General features: G+C 62.9%; 13 protein-coding genes and 1 pseudogene. 8 read left to right on the top strand and 6 right to left on the bottom strand.

Features of this window, described 5'->3' with window-relative positions; all coding sequences use genetic code 11:
• Positions 1-275, top strand: a pseudogene (locus tag VN004_RS18785) (hypothetical protein); the annotation flags it as partial.
• On the opposite strand, the gene VN004_RS18780 reads toward VN004_RS18785, so the two are convergent.
• From VN004_RS18780 to VN004_RS18765, 4 genes are all read right to left on the bottom strand, one after another.
• Positions 276-1,349, bottom strand: a complete 1,074-nt coding sequence (locus VN004_RS18780; protein ID WP_325613315.1) for an AMP-binding enzyme — start codon at positions 1,347-1,349, stop codon at positions 276-278.
• A 56-nt stretch (positions 1,350-1,405) separates the two neighbouring features.
• Complete coding sequence (trmFO, locus tag VN004_RS18775; RefSeq protein WP_325613313.1) at positions 1,406-2,821, bottom strand: methylenetetrahydrofolate--tRNA-(uracil(54)-C(5))-methyltransferase (FADH(2)-oxidizing) TrmFO; 1,416 nt, start codon at positions 2,819-2,821, stop codon at positions 1,406-1,408.
• Positions 2,822-2,957: 136 nt separating this feature from the next.
• Positions 2,958-3,119 carry a DUF1127 domain-containing protein gene (locus tag VN004_RS18770; RefSeq protein WP_325613309.1) on the bottom strand — a complete coding sequence of 54 codons (162 nt, stop codon included), beginning with the start codon at positions 3,117-3,119 and terminating at the stop codon, positions 2,958-2,960.
• A gap of 238 nt (positions 3,120-3,357) precedes the next feature.
• Positions 3,358-4,380, bottom strand: a complete 1,023-nt coding sequence (locus tag VN004_RS18765) for a PAS domain-containing protein (protein WP_325613306.1) — start codon at positions 4,378-4,380, stop codon at positions 3,358-3,360.
• 208 nt (positions 4,381-4,588) lie between these two features.
• Here VN004_RS18765 and VN004_RS18760 point away from each other — a divergent pair, with 208 nt between their 5' ends.
• Positions 4,589-5,287 (top strand): haloacid dehalogenase type II, encoded by a 699-nt coding sequence (locus VN004_RS18760; RefSeq protein WP_325613304.1) that lies wholly within the window; start codon positions 4,589-4,591, stop codon positions 5,285-5,287.
• An 11-nt stretch (positions 5,288-5,298) separates the two neighbouring features.
• On the opposite strand, the gene VN004_RS18755 is transcribed toward VN004_RS18760, so the two are convergent.
• A complete protein-coding gene (locus VN004_RS18755) occupies positions 5,299-6,060 on the bottom strand; it encodes a hypothetical protein (RefSeq protein WP_325613302.1) in 762 nt (253 codons plus the stop codon).
• A 134-nt stretch (positions 6,061-6,194) separates the two neighbouring features.
• Between VN004_RS18755 and gatC the strand changes: the two genes are divergently transcribed.
• The 5 genes from gatC (at position 6,195) to VN004_RS18730 (ending at position 10,472) form a co-directional block, all read left to right on the top strand.
• A complete protein-coding gene (gatC, locus tag VN004_RS18750; protein WP_325613300.1) occupies positions 6,195-6,482 on the top strand; it encodes an Asp-tRNA(Asn)/Glu-tRNA(Gln) amidotransferase subunit GatC in 288 nt (95 codons plus the stop codon).
• A 10-nt stretch (positions 6,483-6,492) separates the two neighbouring features.
• Positions 6,493-6,720: a hypothetical protein gene (locus VN004_RS18745; RefSeq protein ID WP_325613298.1), complete on the top strand. Its 228-nt coding sequence runs from the start codon at positions 6,493-6,495 to the stop codon at positions 6,718-6,720.
• Positions 6,717-8,192 carry an Asp-tRNA(Asn)/Glu-tRNA(Gln) amidotransferase subunit GatA gene (gene gatA / locus VN004_RS18740; RefSeq protein ID WP_325613296.1) on the top strand — a complete coding sequence of 492 codons (1,476 nt, stop codon included), beginning with the start codon at positions 6,717-6,719 and terminating at the stop codon, positions 8,190-8,192. Before VN004_RS18745 ends, gatA begins: the two co-directional genes overlap by 4 nt.
• On the top strand, positions 8,192-9,661 hold the full coding sequence (gene gatB, locus VN004_RS18735; protein ID WP_325613294.1) for an Asp-tRNA(Asn)/Glu-tRNA(Gln) amidotransferase subunit GatB: 1,470 nt from the start codon (positions 8,192-8,194) through the stop codon (positions 9,659-9,661). The genes gatA and gatB overlap by 1 nt, the downstream gene beginning before the upstream one ends.
• A gap of 70 nt (positions 9,662-9,731) precedes the next feature.
• Positions 9,732-10,472 carry a phosphatase PAP2 family protein gene (locus VN004_RS18730; protein ID WP_325613292.1) on the top strand — a complete coding sequence of 247 codons (741 nt, stop codon included), beginning with the start codon at positions 9,732-9,734 and terminating at the stop codon, positions 10,470-10,472.
• Positions 10,473-11,384: 912 nt separating this feature from the next.
• Here VN004_RS18730 and VN004_RS18725 read toward each other — a convergent pair.
• A complete protein-coding gene (locus tag VN004_RS18725; protein WP_325613289.1) occupies positions 11,385-11,843 on the bottom strand; it encodes a hypothetical protein in 459 nt (152 codons plus the stop codon).
• 366 nt (positions 11,844-12,209) lie between these two features.
• Here VN004_RS18725 and VN004_RS18720 point away from each other — a divergent pair, with 366 nt between their 5' ends.
• Positions 12,210-12,851: a glutathione S-transferase family protein gene (locus VN004_RS18720; protein WP_414710352.1), complete on the top strand. Its 642-nt coding sequence runs from the start codon at positions 12,210-12,212 to the stop codon at positions 12,849-12,851.
• Positions 12,852-12,888 lie beyond the last annotated feature (37 nt).

Genomic DNA, 12,888 nt, shown 5'->3' with positions numbered 1-12,888 from the left:
GGGAGATTGGCGAACCCGCGCGGCTGGCGGCGCACCATGCAGGCGTCATCACGGCGCTGTCGCACTTGAAGTCCGGTGCCGTGTCGTTCGATGTGCGCAACACAACGCGCCGTCATCGCAGTGCCTTGCGTGACTTGATCTTGCATGTACCGGAGCCGGTCCTGCCAGCCTTCCTGCCGGTGGCGCTCGCCGTTGAGGAGCGCGCATCGCTGCCGCAATGGCGCAAGCAGTGGATCCTGTGGCGCGCGTCAAGGAATCTGGCGCGCTGGATCTAGCTAGAAGGCGAAGCGGTCGCGCAGGTTTTGGCGGCCGGCGACGATCCGGGCCACCACTTCCTTTTCGGTGTCATTTGCGAGCAGCGGGTCGATCAGATCGATCTGATTCATCGCCACGAGCTGCAGGATATCGGTGCGGATTTCGCCGTTCGCATTCCGGGGCAGCCGTTCGACCACCTGCAGCCGCTCGGGCTGCGTCACGCGCGCCGGGTCCTCCGTCAGAAACCGCGTGAGGTCGCTTTCCGACAACTGTTCGCCCTCGACGAAGGCGTAAAGGCCGGTGCCGGTCCGCCGATCGGGAAACGGCACGATCACGGCATCGCGCACGCCTTCATGCTGCTTCAGGCGCGCGGTGAGCCGCGGCGCGTCATTGACAAAGCGCGGTCCCGAACCCTCGCGGTCGGTGAAATTCAACAGGCCGCGGGTGATCCAGTAATAGACCTTCTTGCCCGTCGCCATCCAGATGCGCGTCGGCAAGGTCTTGCGGGCGAGGATGCGCTTTTCGGTCGCTGTCAGCGCGGCGGGCACATAGCGCCGCTTGTGCTTGAGCATGTGGCGCAGGTCTTCATAGGCCGCCATCCGAAACAACGGTCCGCGCCGCCCGAAATGCGTCGCGAGCTGAAAATCGGTGAGTGCGGCTGCACCGGCCGGCGTGCGCAGCCAGTTCTGTTCCTTGGCGAGGTCGTTATGCGTCAGCCCCTCGCGATGGATGAGCCGCAACGCCTTTCGTGCCGAGCGGAAGAAGTTGAGGTCGCCCTCGGGCTTGGCGATATGCAGCGGAAGCCCGTCGATCCAGCCGCGCACCAGGACAGTCTTCCCGAGAAAAAGCAGGGGCGGCGCGATACCCAAGGCGCCGGCGATGGCCAGCCCGCGCGCCTCGCGCTTGAGGAAATGGCGTGCGATACCGTAGCTCCACCATGGCACGAGATCGATGCGCCGCAGCACCGCTTCGACATTGCCGTTCGGCGAGACGAAGGTCCCGCGCTCGACCGTCGAGAACACATCCTGCTTGAGCACGACGCGGCTCTTGAAGCGGCCGGAGAGTTCGGACGGAATGTTGTCAGGATCGGTCATCGGGCCAAGGTTCTGGCGGTCGCGCCGGGTCTCTAGCATGAGCTGGTCCGGAGGTGTCACGCGGCAGCCGTCACGGTCCGGCCGGCCCAGGCCTCGAGCTCGGCCAAAGCACGTGCCGTAAGCGCGCGTTTCTTTGCGACGGTCTTTGCAGCGCCGCGCAGCCGCTCGCCGCCAGCCGTCCGCGTCGGAGTCTGCGACAGCGGCGGGAACAGGCCAAAGTTGATATTCATCGGCTGGAAGCTCCGGGGCCCGACATCGATGGTCTCAATATGACCGCCGGTGATATGCGCGAGCAATGCGCCATGGGCGGTTGCAGGTGGCGGCGCCTCGAGCGTCGCCCCGGTGCGTTCGGCGGCGGCAAAGCGTCCCGCCAGCAATCCGATCGCAGCCGATTCGACGTAGCCCTCGCAGCCCGTGATCTGGCCGGCAAAGCGCAACCGCGGCATCGCGCGCAAGCGCAGCCGCGCATCCAGCACCGCCGGCGAATTGAGATAGGTGTTGCGATGCAGGCCACCGAGCCGGGCAAACTCGGCGCGCTCGAGACCCGGGATCGTTCGGAACAGCCGGACCTGCTCACCGTGCTTCAGCTTGGTCTGAAAGCCGACCATGTTGTAGAGCGTACCGAGCTTGTTGTCCTGGCGAAGCTGCACCACCGCATAAGGCTTGCGCTCGGGCTGATGCGGATTGGTGAGGCCGAACGGTTTCATCGGTCCATGACGCAGCGTTTCGCGTCCGCGCTCCGCCATGACCTCGATCGGCAGGCAGCCGTCGAAATACGGTGTCGAAGCTTCCCACTCATGGAAGGAGACCTTTTCGGCGCCGATCAGCGCATCGATGAAGGCATCGTATTGGGCGCGGTCGAGCGGGCAATTGATGTAATCGGCGCCCGATCCGCCGGGACCGGCCTTGTCATAACGGGACTGCATCCATGCGACCGACATGTCGATCGAGTCGCGATGCACGATCGGCGCGATGGCGTCGAAAAACGCGAGCGAGCTTTCGCCGCTCACGTTGCGGATCGCTTCGGCGAGTGGCGGCGAGGTGAGGGGACCTGTCGCAACGATGACGCTGTCCCAATCACTTGGCGGAAGCCCGTCGATTTCCCCGCGATCGATTGTGATCAGCGGATGGGCTTCGAGCGCCGCGGTGACCGCGTCGGAAAAGCCGTTGCGATCCACCGCCAGTGCACCGCCGGCGGGGACCTGGTTGGCATCGGCGGCGCGCATCACGAGGGAGCCAAGACGACGCATCTCCTCATGGAGAAGGCCGATCGCGCTGGTCTCACAATCATCCGAACGGAAGGAATTGGAACAGACCAGTTCGGCCAGGCCGCCGGTCTGATGCGCAGCGGTCTGCCGGATGGGCCGCATCTCGTGCAGCACCACTGCCACGCCCTGAGTGGCGAGTTGCCAGGCGGCTTCGCTTCCCGCGAGACCGCCGCCAATGACATGAACCGGATTTGAAGGCGACATGCCGCTTGCCTAGGCGAAGCGGGCCGTCCGGGCAATCACATAAGAATGCATCGGAGGGCGTGAGGGCAGAGGCTCAAAACGCGACGCCCAGCCGATCCGGCTGGGCGTTGGCAGTGGTTGGCTTGAAAGCCGTCAATCAGGACGCGCGCTCGGCACTCTCCCACGCGACGCGGGGGATATCCGACCGGCTGATTCCGATGTCCGCGAGCTCGCGGTCACCCAGGCGGGACAGTTCCTGAAGGCTGTTCCCGTAGGCCCGCCACTGGCGGAGAAAGCGAAAGAAGTGTGAGAGGAACATGGCTCTTATCCCTTTGAAAGATCAGAGGAACTTTCATCTGATTCTGAAAGGAAGATAGTCACCATTGGTGCGGTGCAACAGAACTTATGTTGCGATGCAGCTATGCGAATATCGCATAAGATTGGTCACATTTGTTTAATCCGCGCCCAACTAATTGGCGCTTTAGGGCGCAATCCGCTCATTTTCGCCATTCTGGACGGGCGAAAAACGCATAGGTCCGGAACCGCGGCTAAACCCCTTAACGGGGACGGACCCCCGGCTTGCCGGACGGCGGAAACAGGAACTCCACGCCTGCGCCCTCCAGCGCTGATTGCAGGGGCCGAAGGGCCTCTTCACGCCCCGGCGGCGGGCCATCGATATCTTCCAGGCGCCGGATGGTCGAACTCGAAACCCCGGATGCCTGGGACAGCTCACGCACCGACCAGTTCAGGACGCCGCGCGCGGCGCGCAATTGCGCGCCGGTCAGCACGCCTTCAGCCTCCTCGCTGGTCGCCGGCCAGACCTTGCGGTCGTGGATATCCGAGGTGATGCCCACCCATTCACGAACCGCTCCGGTCTCCTGCAGGATCGGAGCGGCGCGCGACTGAACCCAACGATAGTCGCCGTCCGGCTGCCTGATCCGGTGCTCGACCACATACTCATGCTTGCTGGCGAGAGCCTCGCTCCAGGTCTGCTGCGTCCGCTCGCGGTCGTCAGGGTGGACGAGGTCGACCCATTTCGAGCCCAGCAGCTCGGCGGGATTTTCGCCGCGCAGCTCACGCCAGTTCCGGATGTCAAGGATCTGGCCGTCGGCGTGGGCGGTCCAGACGAAGGCATTCGTGGCGATGACCAAGGCGCGGAAGCGTGCTTCGGCCGCTTCCTTGGCAAGAGCGGTTTCGCGCTGGGGCGTGACGTCGAGCAAGACACCGAAGGCGCGCAGCGGCTTGCCGCTCTTGTCGAGCTGGACTTCGCTCCGATTGGCGAGCCAGCGGAGCTTGCCGTTCGGCTGGATGATCCGCAATTCGCGATCGAGCGGCAGGCCTTCGTTCACGATGCGGTCGAACTCGCCCGCCGGACGCCGGTCGTCCGGGTGCATGAGTTCGACGATGGTTTCATACGACGGCTCGACCGAACCCGGCTCCAGGCCGAGCAGGGCATAAAAGCCGTCCGACCACATCATCTTGCGCGTGGCGAAGTCGAGGCTCCAGACGCCGGAATTGGTCTTCGCTTCAAGGAAGCGGAAGGTCTCCTGAATTCCGGAGCCGTTGACTGTCAGCACCATAAGCCCCTCCTATTGCGAGGCGCGGTTCTGGTTCGTCGAAATTTAATGTTCCGGAATCCTAGCACGCCAAATTTTGCGTAAATAGAGCGATGCGAACAAAATTCGCCCGGCTCCGTGTTTTTTCTATTGGGTTTGGTGGCGCACATGCGCGCCAGCGGGCTCAATTTATGTGAGCCCGCAAAATTTCGCAATGTGGCAAGGAGTTGGGATGGCGGTCAAAGCCCTGTTTTTCGACATTTTCGGCACCGTGGTCGACTGGCGCGGCGGGGTGGCGCGCGAAGCGGAGGCGATCCTCGCGCCGCAGGGCTACCGGATCGATTGGCTGGCCTTTGCGGATGCCTGGCGCGACGAGTATCAGCCGGCGATGGAAAAGGTCCGGGCGGGCAAATTGCCCTTCAGCAAGCTTGACCTTCTGCATCGGCATAATCTCGATCGCATCCGGCCGCGCTTCGGTCTCGACGATCTGTCCGAAGACCTGTGCCGCGATCTCAACACGGCCTGGCATCGGCTCCCGGCCTGGCCGGATGTGCCCGAGGGTCTGACGCGACTGCGCGCACAGTTTCTGCTGGCACCCGTGTCGAATGCCAATATCGGATTGATGGCGCGGCTCGCGCGCCACAATGGCTTTCACTGGGACGCGATCCTCGGCGCGGAGATCGCAGGCGACTACAAGCCCAAGCCGCGGGTCTATGAGGCCGCTTGCGAAGCGTTCGACCTTCCGCCCCACGAATGCATGATGGTCGCCGCGCACAGTTATGATCTCGCGGCGGCCGCTGCGTGCGGTCTTCGGACCGCGCATGTGGCGCGCCCTGATGAAGCCGGACCGTCGACCGGAGAATCCGGGCCGCGTGTTCCGGTCGACGTCGCCGCGTCCGACTTCATCAACCTCGCGCGCCAATTGGCCTAACCGCTGCGACTCTATTTTGTCAGCGTCTCGGCCATGGCCTTGATGTCATCCTTGATCTGCGCGTCACTCATCTGACCGCCAATGTCGAGGATGAATTCGCCGAGCTTGGCTTTTATGGCGCTCGGCAGGACATGCGCGGCTTGCGGGATGATGGCATTCAAGGATGTCAGCCGTGCGCGCCGCCATTCGTCCGTAATGCCCTCGGTGGTGAAGGTGGCTATCGTGCCGGCGATGGTTTGCGTGATCGCGGATCCCACCTGCATGAATCCCGCCTGGACCTTCGGGTTGTGCCGCTCCTTTTCCGGCGCCTTGTCCATTCGGGAGCGCACCGCGTCCAGCGTGAATCCGGACAGGGCGAGCTGGAAGTCGACGAAGCGGCCATACTCGTCCTGAAACGCGGCAATGTTCTTGCCGATCCGGTCGGCGATCTTCGGATTGGCCGCCGCGGCGAGATTGCTGCTGCCGGTTCCCGCCATCATGTAGACGAGGCCGATCCTGTCGGCATTGGCCAGCCATTGCGTGATGCGCGGGATGTCGGAGAATTCCGGCGTGATCATCGCGCTGGTATCGAAGGCGGTATCGATCAGCGCCTTGGTGCCCGGATCGGTCGCGCGAGGGGGCTTGCCGGTTTTTGCCGCGTTGCCGGCGAGTTTGACGAAATCGGCGGCGGCCTTCTGTGCGGCGGCGATTTTCTTCTGGTCCATTTCCGCGGCGGCGGGCGCCGTGGTCAGCAGGATAGCGGCGAGGACCGCCATGAAACGGGAAGGGGGCATTCGGGCTCCTTGAACAAGTCCGGCCATGCTAGAGCCAAGCGCCGCCTGCGGAAACCGCGCCGTCCTCTTTCGTTGCGAGTGCCAAGGCGGCTCTGCTATAGCTCGGCCGCAGCCACCCCTCATGGAGCTCCCGAATGTCGGTCGATGACGCGACCGTGCGCAAGATTGCCCGTCTGTCCCGGATCGCAGTTCCGGACAGCGAGGTCGAGCATCTGCGTGGCGAGCTCAACGCCATCCTCGCCTTTGTCGAGCAGCTGTCCGAGGTCGATGTCGAGGGCGTGGAGCCGATGACCTCGGTCACGCCGATGGTCATGAAGAAGCGCGAGGACCGGGTGACCGACGGCGGCATCGCGGACCAGATCCTGCGCAACGCGCCGCTGACCGAAGGTCCGTATTTCGCCGTCCCCAAAGTGGTCGAGTGAGGGTGGCGCGATGTGTCTCGCTTGCGAAGAAGCCGACATGTATTACCGCTGGCAGCTGCTCCAGCAGATCGCCAAGGGCGAGATGCCGGACGGGCACAGCGAGGACGACCTGCGGCAGATGGGATTGCCCTTGCCTGGCGAGATCGAAGTCGTCGAAGAGCCGGACGGCACCAAGGTCGTGCGCCAGAAGGCGCCGGCGAAAACGCAAACCTTCGGCTGCGATAGTCCCGACGCATGAGCGATCTGACCAAACTCACGATCGCCGAGGCGCGTGACGGACTTAAGAAGAAGAGCTTCAGTGCCGCCGAATTGACGGAGGCGCATCTGGCTGCCGTCGAGAAGGCGCGCGCCCTCAATGCGTATGTGCTGGAGACGCCCGAGGTCGCACGTGAGCGGGCCCGACAATCCGATGACAAGATTGCGTCGGGTGAAGCCGGTCCGCTTGAAGGCATTCCGATCGGCGTGAAGGATCTGTTCTGCACGAGGGACGTGCGCACCACGGCCTGCTCCAAAATTCTCGGCAATTTCATTCCGACCTACGAATCGACGGTGACGGCGCAGCTGTGGCGCGACGGCGCCGTGATGCTTGGCAAGACCAACAACGACGAATTTGCCATGGGCTCGTCGAACGAAACGTCGGCGCTGGGTCCGGTGACGTCGCCCTGGCGGCGCAAGGGGTCGAATACGCCGCTCGTGCCGGGCGGCTCGTCCGGCGGCTCCGCCGCTGCGGTCGCGGCACGCCTGTGTCTCGGCGCAACCGGGACAGATACCGGCGGCTCGATCCGCCAACCCGCGGCGTTCACCGGCATCGTCGGCATCAAGCCGACCTATGGGCGCTGCTCGCGCTGGGGCATTGTCGCGTTCGCGTCCTCGCTCGATCAGGCCGGACCGTTCACGCGTACCGTGCGCGACAACGCCATCCTGCTGCGCTCGATGGCCGGCCACGATCCGAAGGACACGACCAGCGTCGATCGTCCGGTTCCCGATTACGAAGAAGCGGTCGGCAAGTCGGTGAAAGGAATGCGGATCGGCATTCCGAAGGAATACCGGATCGACGGCATGCCGGCCGAGATCGAGACCTTGTGGGAGCAGGGCGCGGCATGGCTTCGCGAAGCCGGCGCCGAGATCGTCGAGATCTCGCTTCCTCACACCAAATACGCGCTGCCGGCCTATTACATCGTGGCGCCCGCCGAGGCCTCGTCGAATCTCGCGCGCTATGACGGGGTCCGCTACGGCCTGCGCGAACAAGGTCGCGATGTGACCGCCATGTACGAGGCGACCCGCGCGGCCGGCTTCGGTCCGGAAGTTCGCCGCCGCGTGATGATCGGCACCTATGTGCTCTCGGCCGGCTATTACGACGCTTATTACCTGCGCGCACAGAAGGTGCGCACGCTGATCAAGAAGGATTTCGAGGACGTGTTCGCCGCGGGGGTCGATGCGATCCTGACGCCGGCGACGCCGTCGGCCGCCTTCGGCATCGGCGAGAAGGGCGGGGCTGATCCGATCGAGATGTATCTCAACGATGTGTTCACGGTGACGGTGAACATGGCGGGCCTGCCTGGCCTTGCCGTGCCGGCCGGGTTGTCGTCGGAAGGGCTGCCGCTCGGATTGCAGCTCATCGGCCGGCCGTTCGACGAGTCGACGCTGTTCTCGCTCGGTGAGGTGATCGAGCAGGCGGCGGGGCATTATCCGGTCGAGGCATGGTGGTGATGGCCGCGTCGGCAAAAAATCCGAACCTGATCCGGGGCATGACCGGCGACTGGGAAGTCGTGATCGGCATGGAGGTGCATGCGCAGGTCACCTCCGAATCGAAGCTGTTCTCCGGCGCCTCGACCGCCTTTGGCGGCGAACCGAACTCCCATGTCTCGCTGGTCGATGCCGCGATGCCGGGGATGCTTCCGGTCATCAACGAGGAATGCGTGCGGCAGGCGATCCGCACCGGGCTCGGCCTGAAGGCGAAGATCAACAACAAGTCGGTGTTCGACCGGAAGAACTATTTCTATCCCGACCTGCCTCAGGGCTACCAGATCAGCCAGTACAAGTCGCCGATCGTCGGCGAGGGTGTGGTCCAGGTCGATCTGCCGGACGGCAGCAGCGTCGAGGTCGGGATCGAGCGCGTCCATCTCGAACAGGACGCCGGCAAGAGCACCCACGACCAGCATCCGACCCTGTCGCTCGTCGATCTCAACCGCTCCGGCGTCGCGCTCATGGAGATCGTGTCGAAGCCGGACCTCCGGTCGTCGGAACAGGCGAAGGCCTATGTGAGCAAGCTGCGCTCGATCCTGCGCTATCTCGGCACCTGCGACGGCGACATGGAAAAGGGCAACCTGCGCGCCGACGTCAACGTTTCGGTCCGCAAGCCCGGCGAGCCCTATGGCACGCGATGCGAGATCAAGAACGTGAACTCGATCCGCTTCATCGGTCAGGCGATCGAATACGAGGCGCGCCGTCAGATCGATATCCTCGAGGAGGGCGGCACGATCGAGCAGGAAACCCGTCTGTTCGATCCGGGCAAGGGCGAGACGCGTTCGATGCGCTCGAAGGAAGAGGCGCACGACTATCGCTACTTTCCCGATCCCGATCTCCTGCCGCTGGAATTCGACGATGCCTATGTCGAAGCGCTGAAGGCGGAGCTGCCGGAGCTGCCTGACGAAAAGCGCGACCGGTTCATCGCCTCGTTCGGGCTCTCCGCCTATGACGCCGGGGTGTTGATCGCCGAGAAGGAGACCGCCGATTATTTCGAGGCGGTTGCGCAGGGAAGGGACCCCAAGGCCGCCGCCAATTGGGTGATCAATGAGTTGACCGGCCGGCTCAACAAGGAAGGCAAGGACATCGGCTCATCGCCGGTCTCGGCGGAGCAGCTCGGCGCCATCCTCGACCTGATCGCCGACAAGACAATCTCCGGCAAGATCGCCAAGGACCTGTTCGAGATCGTCTGGAATGAGGGCGGCGATCCGCGCGCCATTGTCGAAGCCCGCGGCTTGAAGCAGGTCACCGATACCGGCGCCATCGAGAAAGTGGTGGACGAGATCGTCGCCGCGAATCCCGACAAAGTTGCAGATGCGAAAACCAATCCAAAAGCGATCGGCTGGTTCGTCGGTCAGGTGATGAAGTCATCCGGCGGCAAGGCCAACCCGCAGGCTGTGAACGAAATCCTCAAAGCCAAGCTCGGTCTTTAACCTGGTTCCTCAAGTCCGTAAGGTGAGCGGAGCGATCCGCCAATGATCGGCGGACGTGATGGAGGACTTCATGATTACACGACGCTGTCTGCTGGCTTTGGCGCTGGTTGTTTCCACTGCGCTATCGGCGGAAGCAGCCGACACAAAATACGGCAGCTACATTTTCGTTAAGCCGGGCCAGCTTGATCTCGGCGCGCTTCTGGCGCCGTCTCCTGATCCGAAATCCGAAACCCAGAAGCGCGACCTTGCGACTGTGCTCGACGTGCAGAAGACCCGCACGCCCGCCCAGGTCGAACGCGCTGTCGCGGACAATCCGCTGTCGATCTATCGGTTCGCGGATGTCATCGCGCCGGATTTCTCGGCGGCGCGCTATCCGAAGGCCGACGCTTTCTTCAAAAGGATGTTCAACGACTCGCGCATCCTCGTGCTGTCCAGCAAGGATGTCTGGGATCGTCCGCGTCCTTATGTGGTGAGCAAGGAGGTGCAGCCGGTCGGCGAACTTCCCAAGGCGCCGGGATCCTATCCGAGCGGTCACTCCATCTTCGGTTACCTAAGCGCCATCATTCTGGCGAACATGGTTCCGGAAAAGGCGTCCGCAATTTTCGAGCGGGGCCACGAATACGGCACCAACCGGATCATCACCGGCGTGCATTTCCCGAGCGATGTCGAGGCCGGACGTCTGGCCGGGACCGCGATTGCCGCCGCCTTGTTGCAGAGCGATCAGTTCCGAAAGGAATTGGAAGAAGCCAAGACGGAGTTGCGCCAGGGTCTTGGTCTGTCGGTGAACGCAGCGTCATCGTCCGGACGCTGATCGGTCCGCAACGCTGTCGACGTGTCTCACGCATGTGAGATGTTTGCACTCGCATTGCCTCAGAACGGAAGACGTCGCTTCAGTTCGTCCCGTTTTGGGGCAGTGCAACATGATTTCGGACATCATTCGCGCGCTTGCGAACGTCCGCGGCTGATCGATGGTGACGTCCGAAGCGCTTGCGATCGGTCGACGGGAAGAGCCGCACGCGCGAATCGACGGGCCGCGATTCGCACGATTCGTCTCCGTCACGGCATTCGGAGACCCGATTTTCATGTCGTCCAAAAAAAAATTTTTTGTCCGATTGTTTCCGAACGACTTGACTTCAAAACCGCCGAAACGGCGCGCAGCTTGCGAAGTGCATCAACGTAACATCGTTGTCTCGAACGCAACCGAGATATGAATTGTCCTTATTTTATCGCATGAATCGTGTTGTCGTTGCGATGAGTGCGTTCTTCGTCATCGCATGTTCGCGATGCGCATGCATTCGAAGCGCAATGAACGCGAGTTGCCGCTGATGCGTCCTTGAGGGCGCGCGCGAATACACATTTCGTTAAGTGGAGTCGCTGTTTCTTGCATTCTGGTGTAATCGGAATGCCGTGCTCGTCGATTCGCGACGGCACGTTTTTCGATAGCGCCATCTCTTAACTTGGAGGGCACAATGGCGAAACGTAAGAAGGCAGCGGCCAAGAAGGCTGCGAAGAAGACGAAGCGCGCGAAGAAGCGGAAGTAAGCGCGCGCCGTTTTCGTGCCACGTTACATGGCCGACGGCGCCGTACCGCGACTTGCGGGGCATCATCGGCGGCATGTAATGACGGAGGGCGTCGGCGAGACGAGATCAAGTCTCTCCGACGCCCTCGGTCTGTCTGGAACCAGGTCCAGCCGCTAACGCCGGCATATCAGCCGGCATCCCGACTAGTTGGCCTTCTGCTTTGCAGCCTGTTCCTTGAGACGCGTATTGCACGCGCTCCAGAATTTCGGCCAGGTCATTCCCTTTTCGATCTTTCCCGCCTCGCGAGCCTCTCGCCATTCCGCGCCGCATAGTTTGCGCCGGTTCGGACGCGACTCGGTCCGCTCCTTCTTGGCCTCCTGGCGCTTGGCAGCGCGCTCCTTCTTGGCCTCTTCGCGTTTCGCGGCGCGTTCCTTCTTGGCTTCCTCTCGCTTGGCCTTGCGTTCTTCAGCCCGCTTGGCCTTGCGGTCGTCGGCGGCCTTGGCCTTGTCGTCCTGAGCGCCTTGAGTTGGTGTCGCAGCCGGTGCCGGGCTCGTCTGCTTTGCAGGATCCCCAGCAGGCGTCGTCTGGGCAAACGCGCCGCCGCCGAAGCCAGTGAACATCACCGTCGCGGCAACCAGCGCCGCCCATGTGACCTTGCTCATGTTCGTTGCTCCCGTTGCATGGAGATCCATGCGGGCGCCGAGATTAGGCGCGGTGATGGAGGCGGTCCATATGCTCCGCCAGCTTGCGAGCGGCGGACGATCCACCTAGGTGACATGCGAAGACGAGGTCGGGAGAGCAGGGTGATGGCGCGCGGATCGAAATCGGCATCGCGGACAGTCAAGGCGGGCGCGGCGAAAAGGGGGCGGGCCGCCTCATCCAAAGGAGCGAAGATCTCGTCCACGCGTAAGAAGACCGAGGTCAAGCGCAAGCCTGCGAAGACCCCGGCGCGCAAGGCGCAAGCGCCGCGCCAACGGCCCATCGAACTTTATTACTGGCCGACGCCGAATGGCTGGAAGGTCTCGATCATGCTGGAAGAGTGCCGGCTTCCCTACATTATGAAGCCGGTCAACATCGCCGCGGGCGACCAATTCAAGCCGGAATTCCTCGCCATCTCGCCCAACAACCGCATGCCGGCGATCGTCGATCCTGACGGACCAGGCCGGCGGCCGATATCGGTCTTTGAGTCAGGCGCCATCTTGCAATATCTCGGACGCAAGACCGGGAAATTCTACCCGGCGGAGGAGCGGGCGCGCACCGAAGTCGATCAATGGCTGTTCTGGCAGATGGGCGGGCTCGGGCCCATGGGCGGACAGGCCCATCATTTCCGAATCTACGCGCCCGAGAAACTTCAATATGCGATCGACCGCTACACCAATGAGGTCAATCGCCTGTTCGGTGTGATGAATATCAGACTCAAGGACCGGCCGTTCCTCGCGGGGAAATATTCGATCGCCGACATCGCCTGCGTCGGATGGGTCTCGCGCTGGGAGCGGCAGGGACAGGACATCAACGAATTTCCGAATCTGAAGCGCTGGCTCGAGACGGTGATGGCGCGACCCGCGGTGGAGCGTGGCATGAAGCTGCGCGTCGAGGAAGCGTCGAAGGTCGACATGAAAGATCCGACGGTTCAGCAATTGCTGTTCAGGCAACGCGCGCGCACGAGCTAGCGCACAACCAATGCGAATGGTTAGGACGTTGCGAATC

This window comes from Pseudorhodoplanes sp. (genome assembly GCF_035565855.1).
In the GTDB taxonomy this organism is placed as follows: domain Bacteria; phylum Pseudomonadota; class Alphaproteobacteria; order Rhizobiales; family Xanthobacteraceae; genus Pseudorhodoplanes.
Note: the sequence above shows the minus strand (reverse complement) of the source record. Positions and strands in the feature narration are given on the sequence as shown.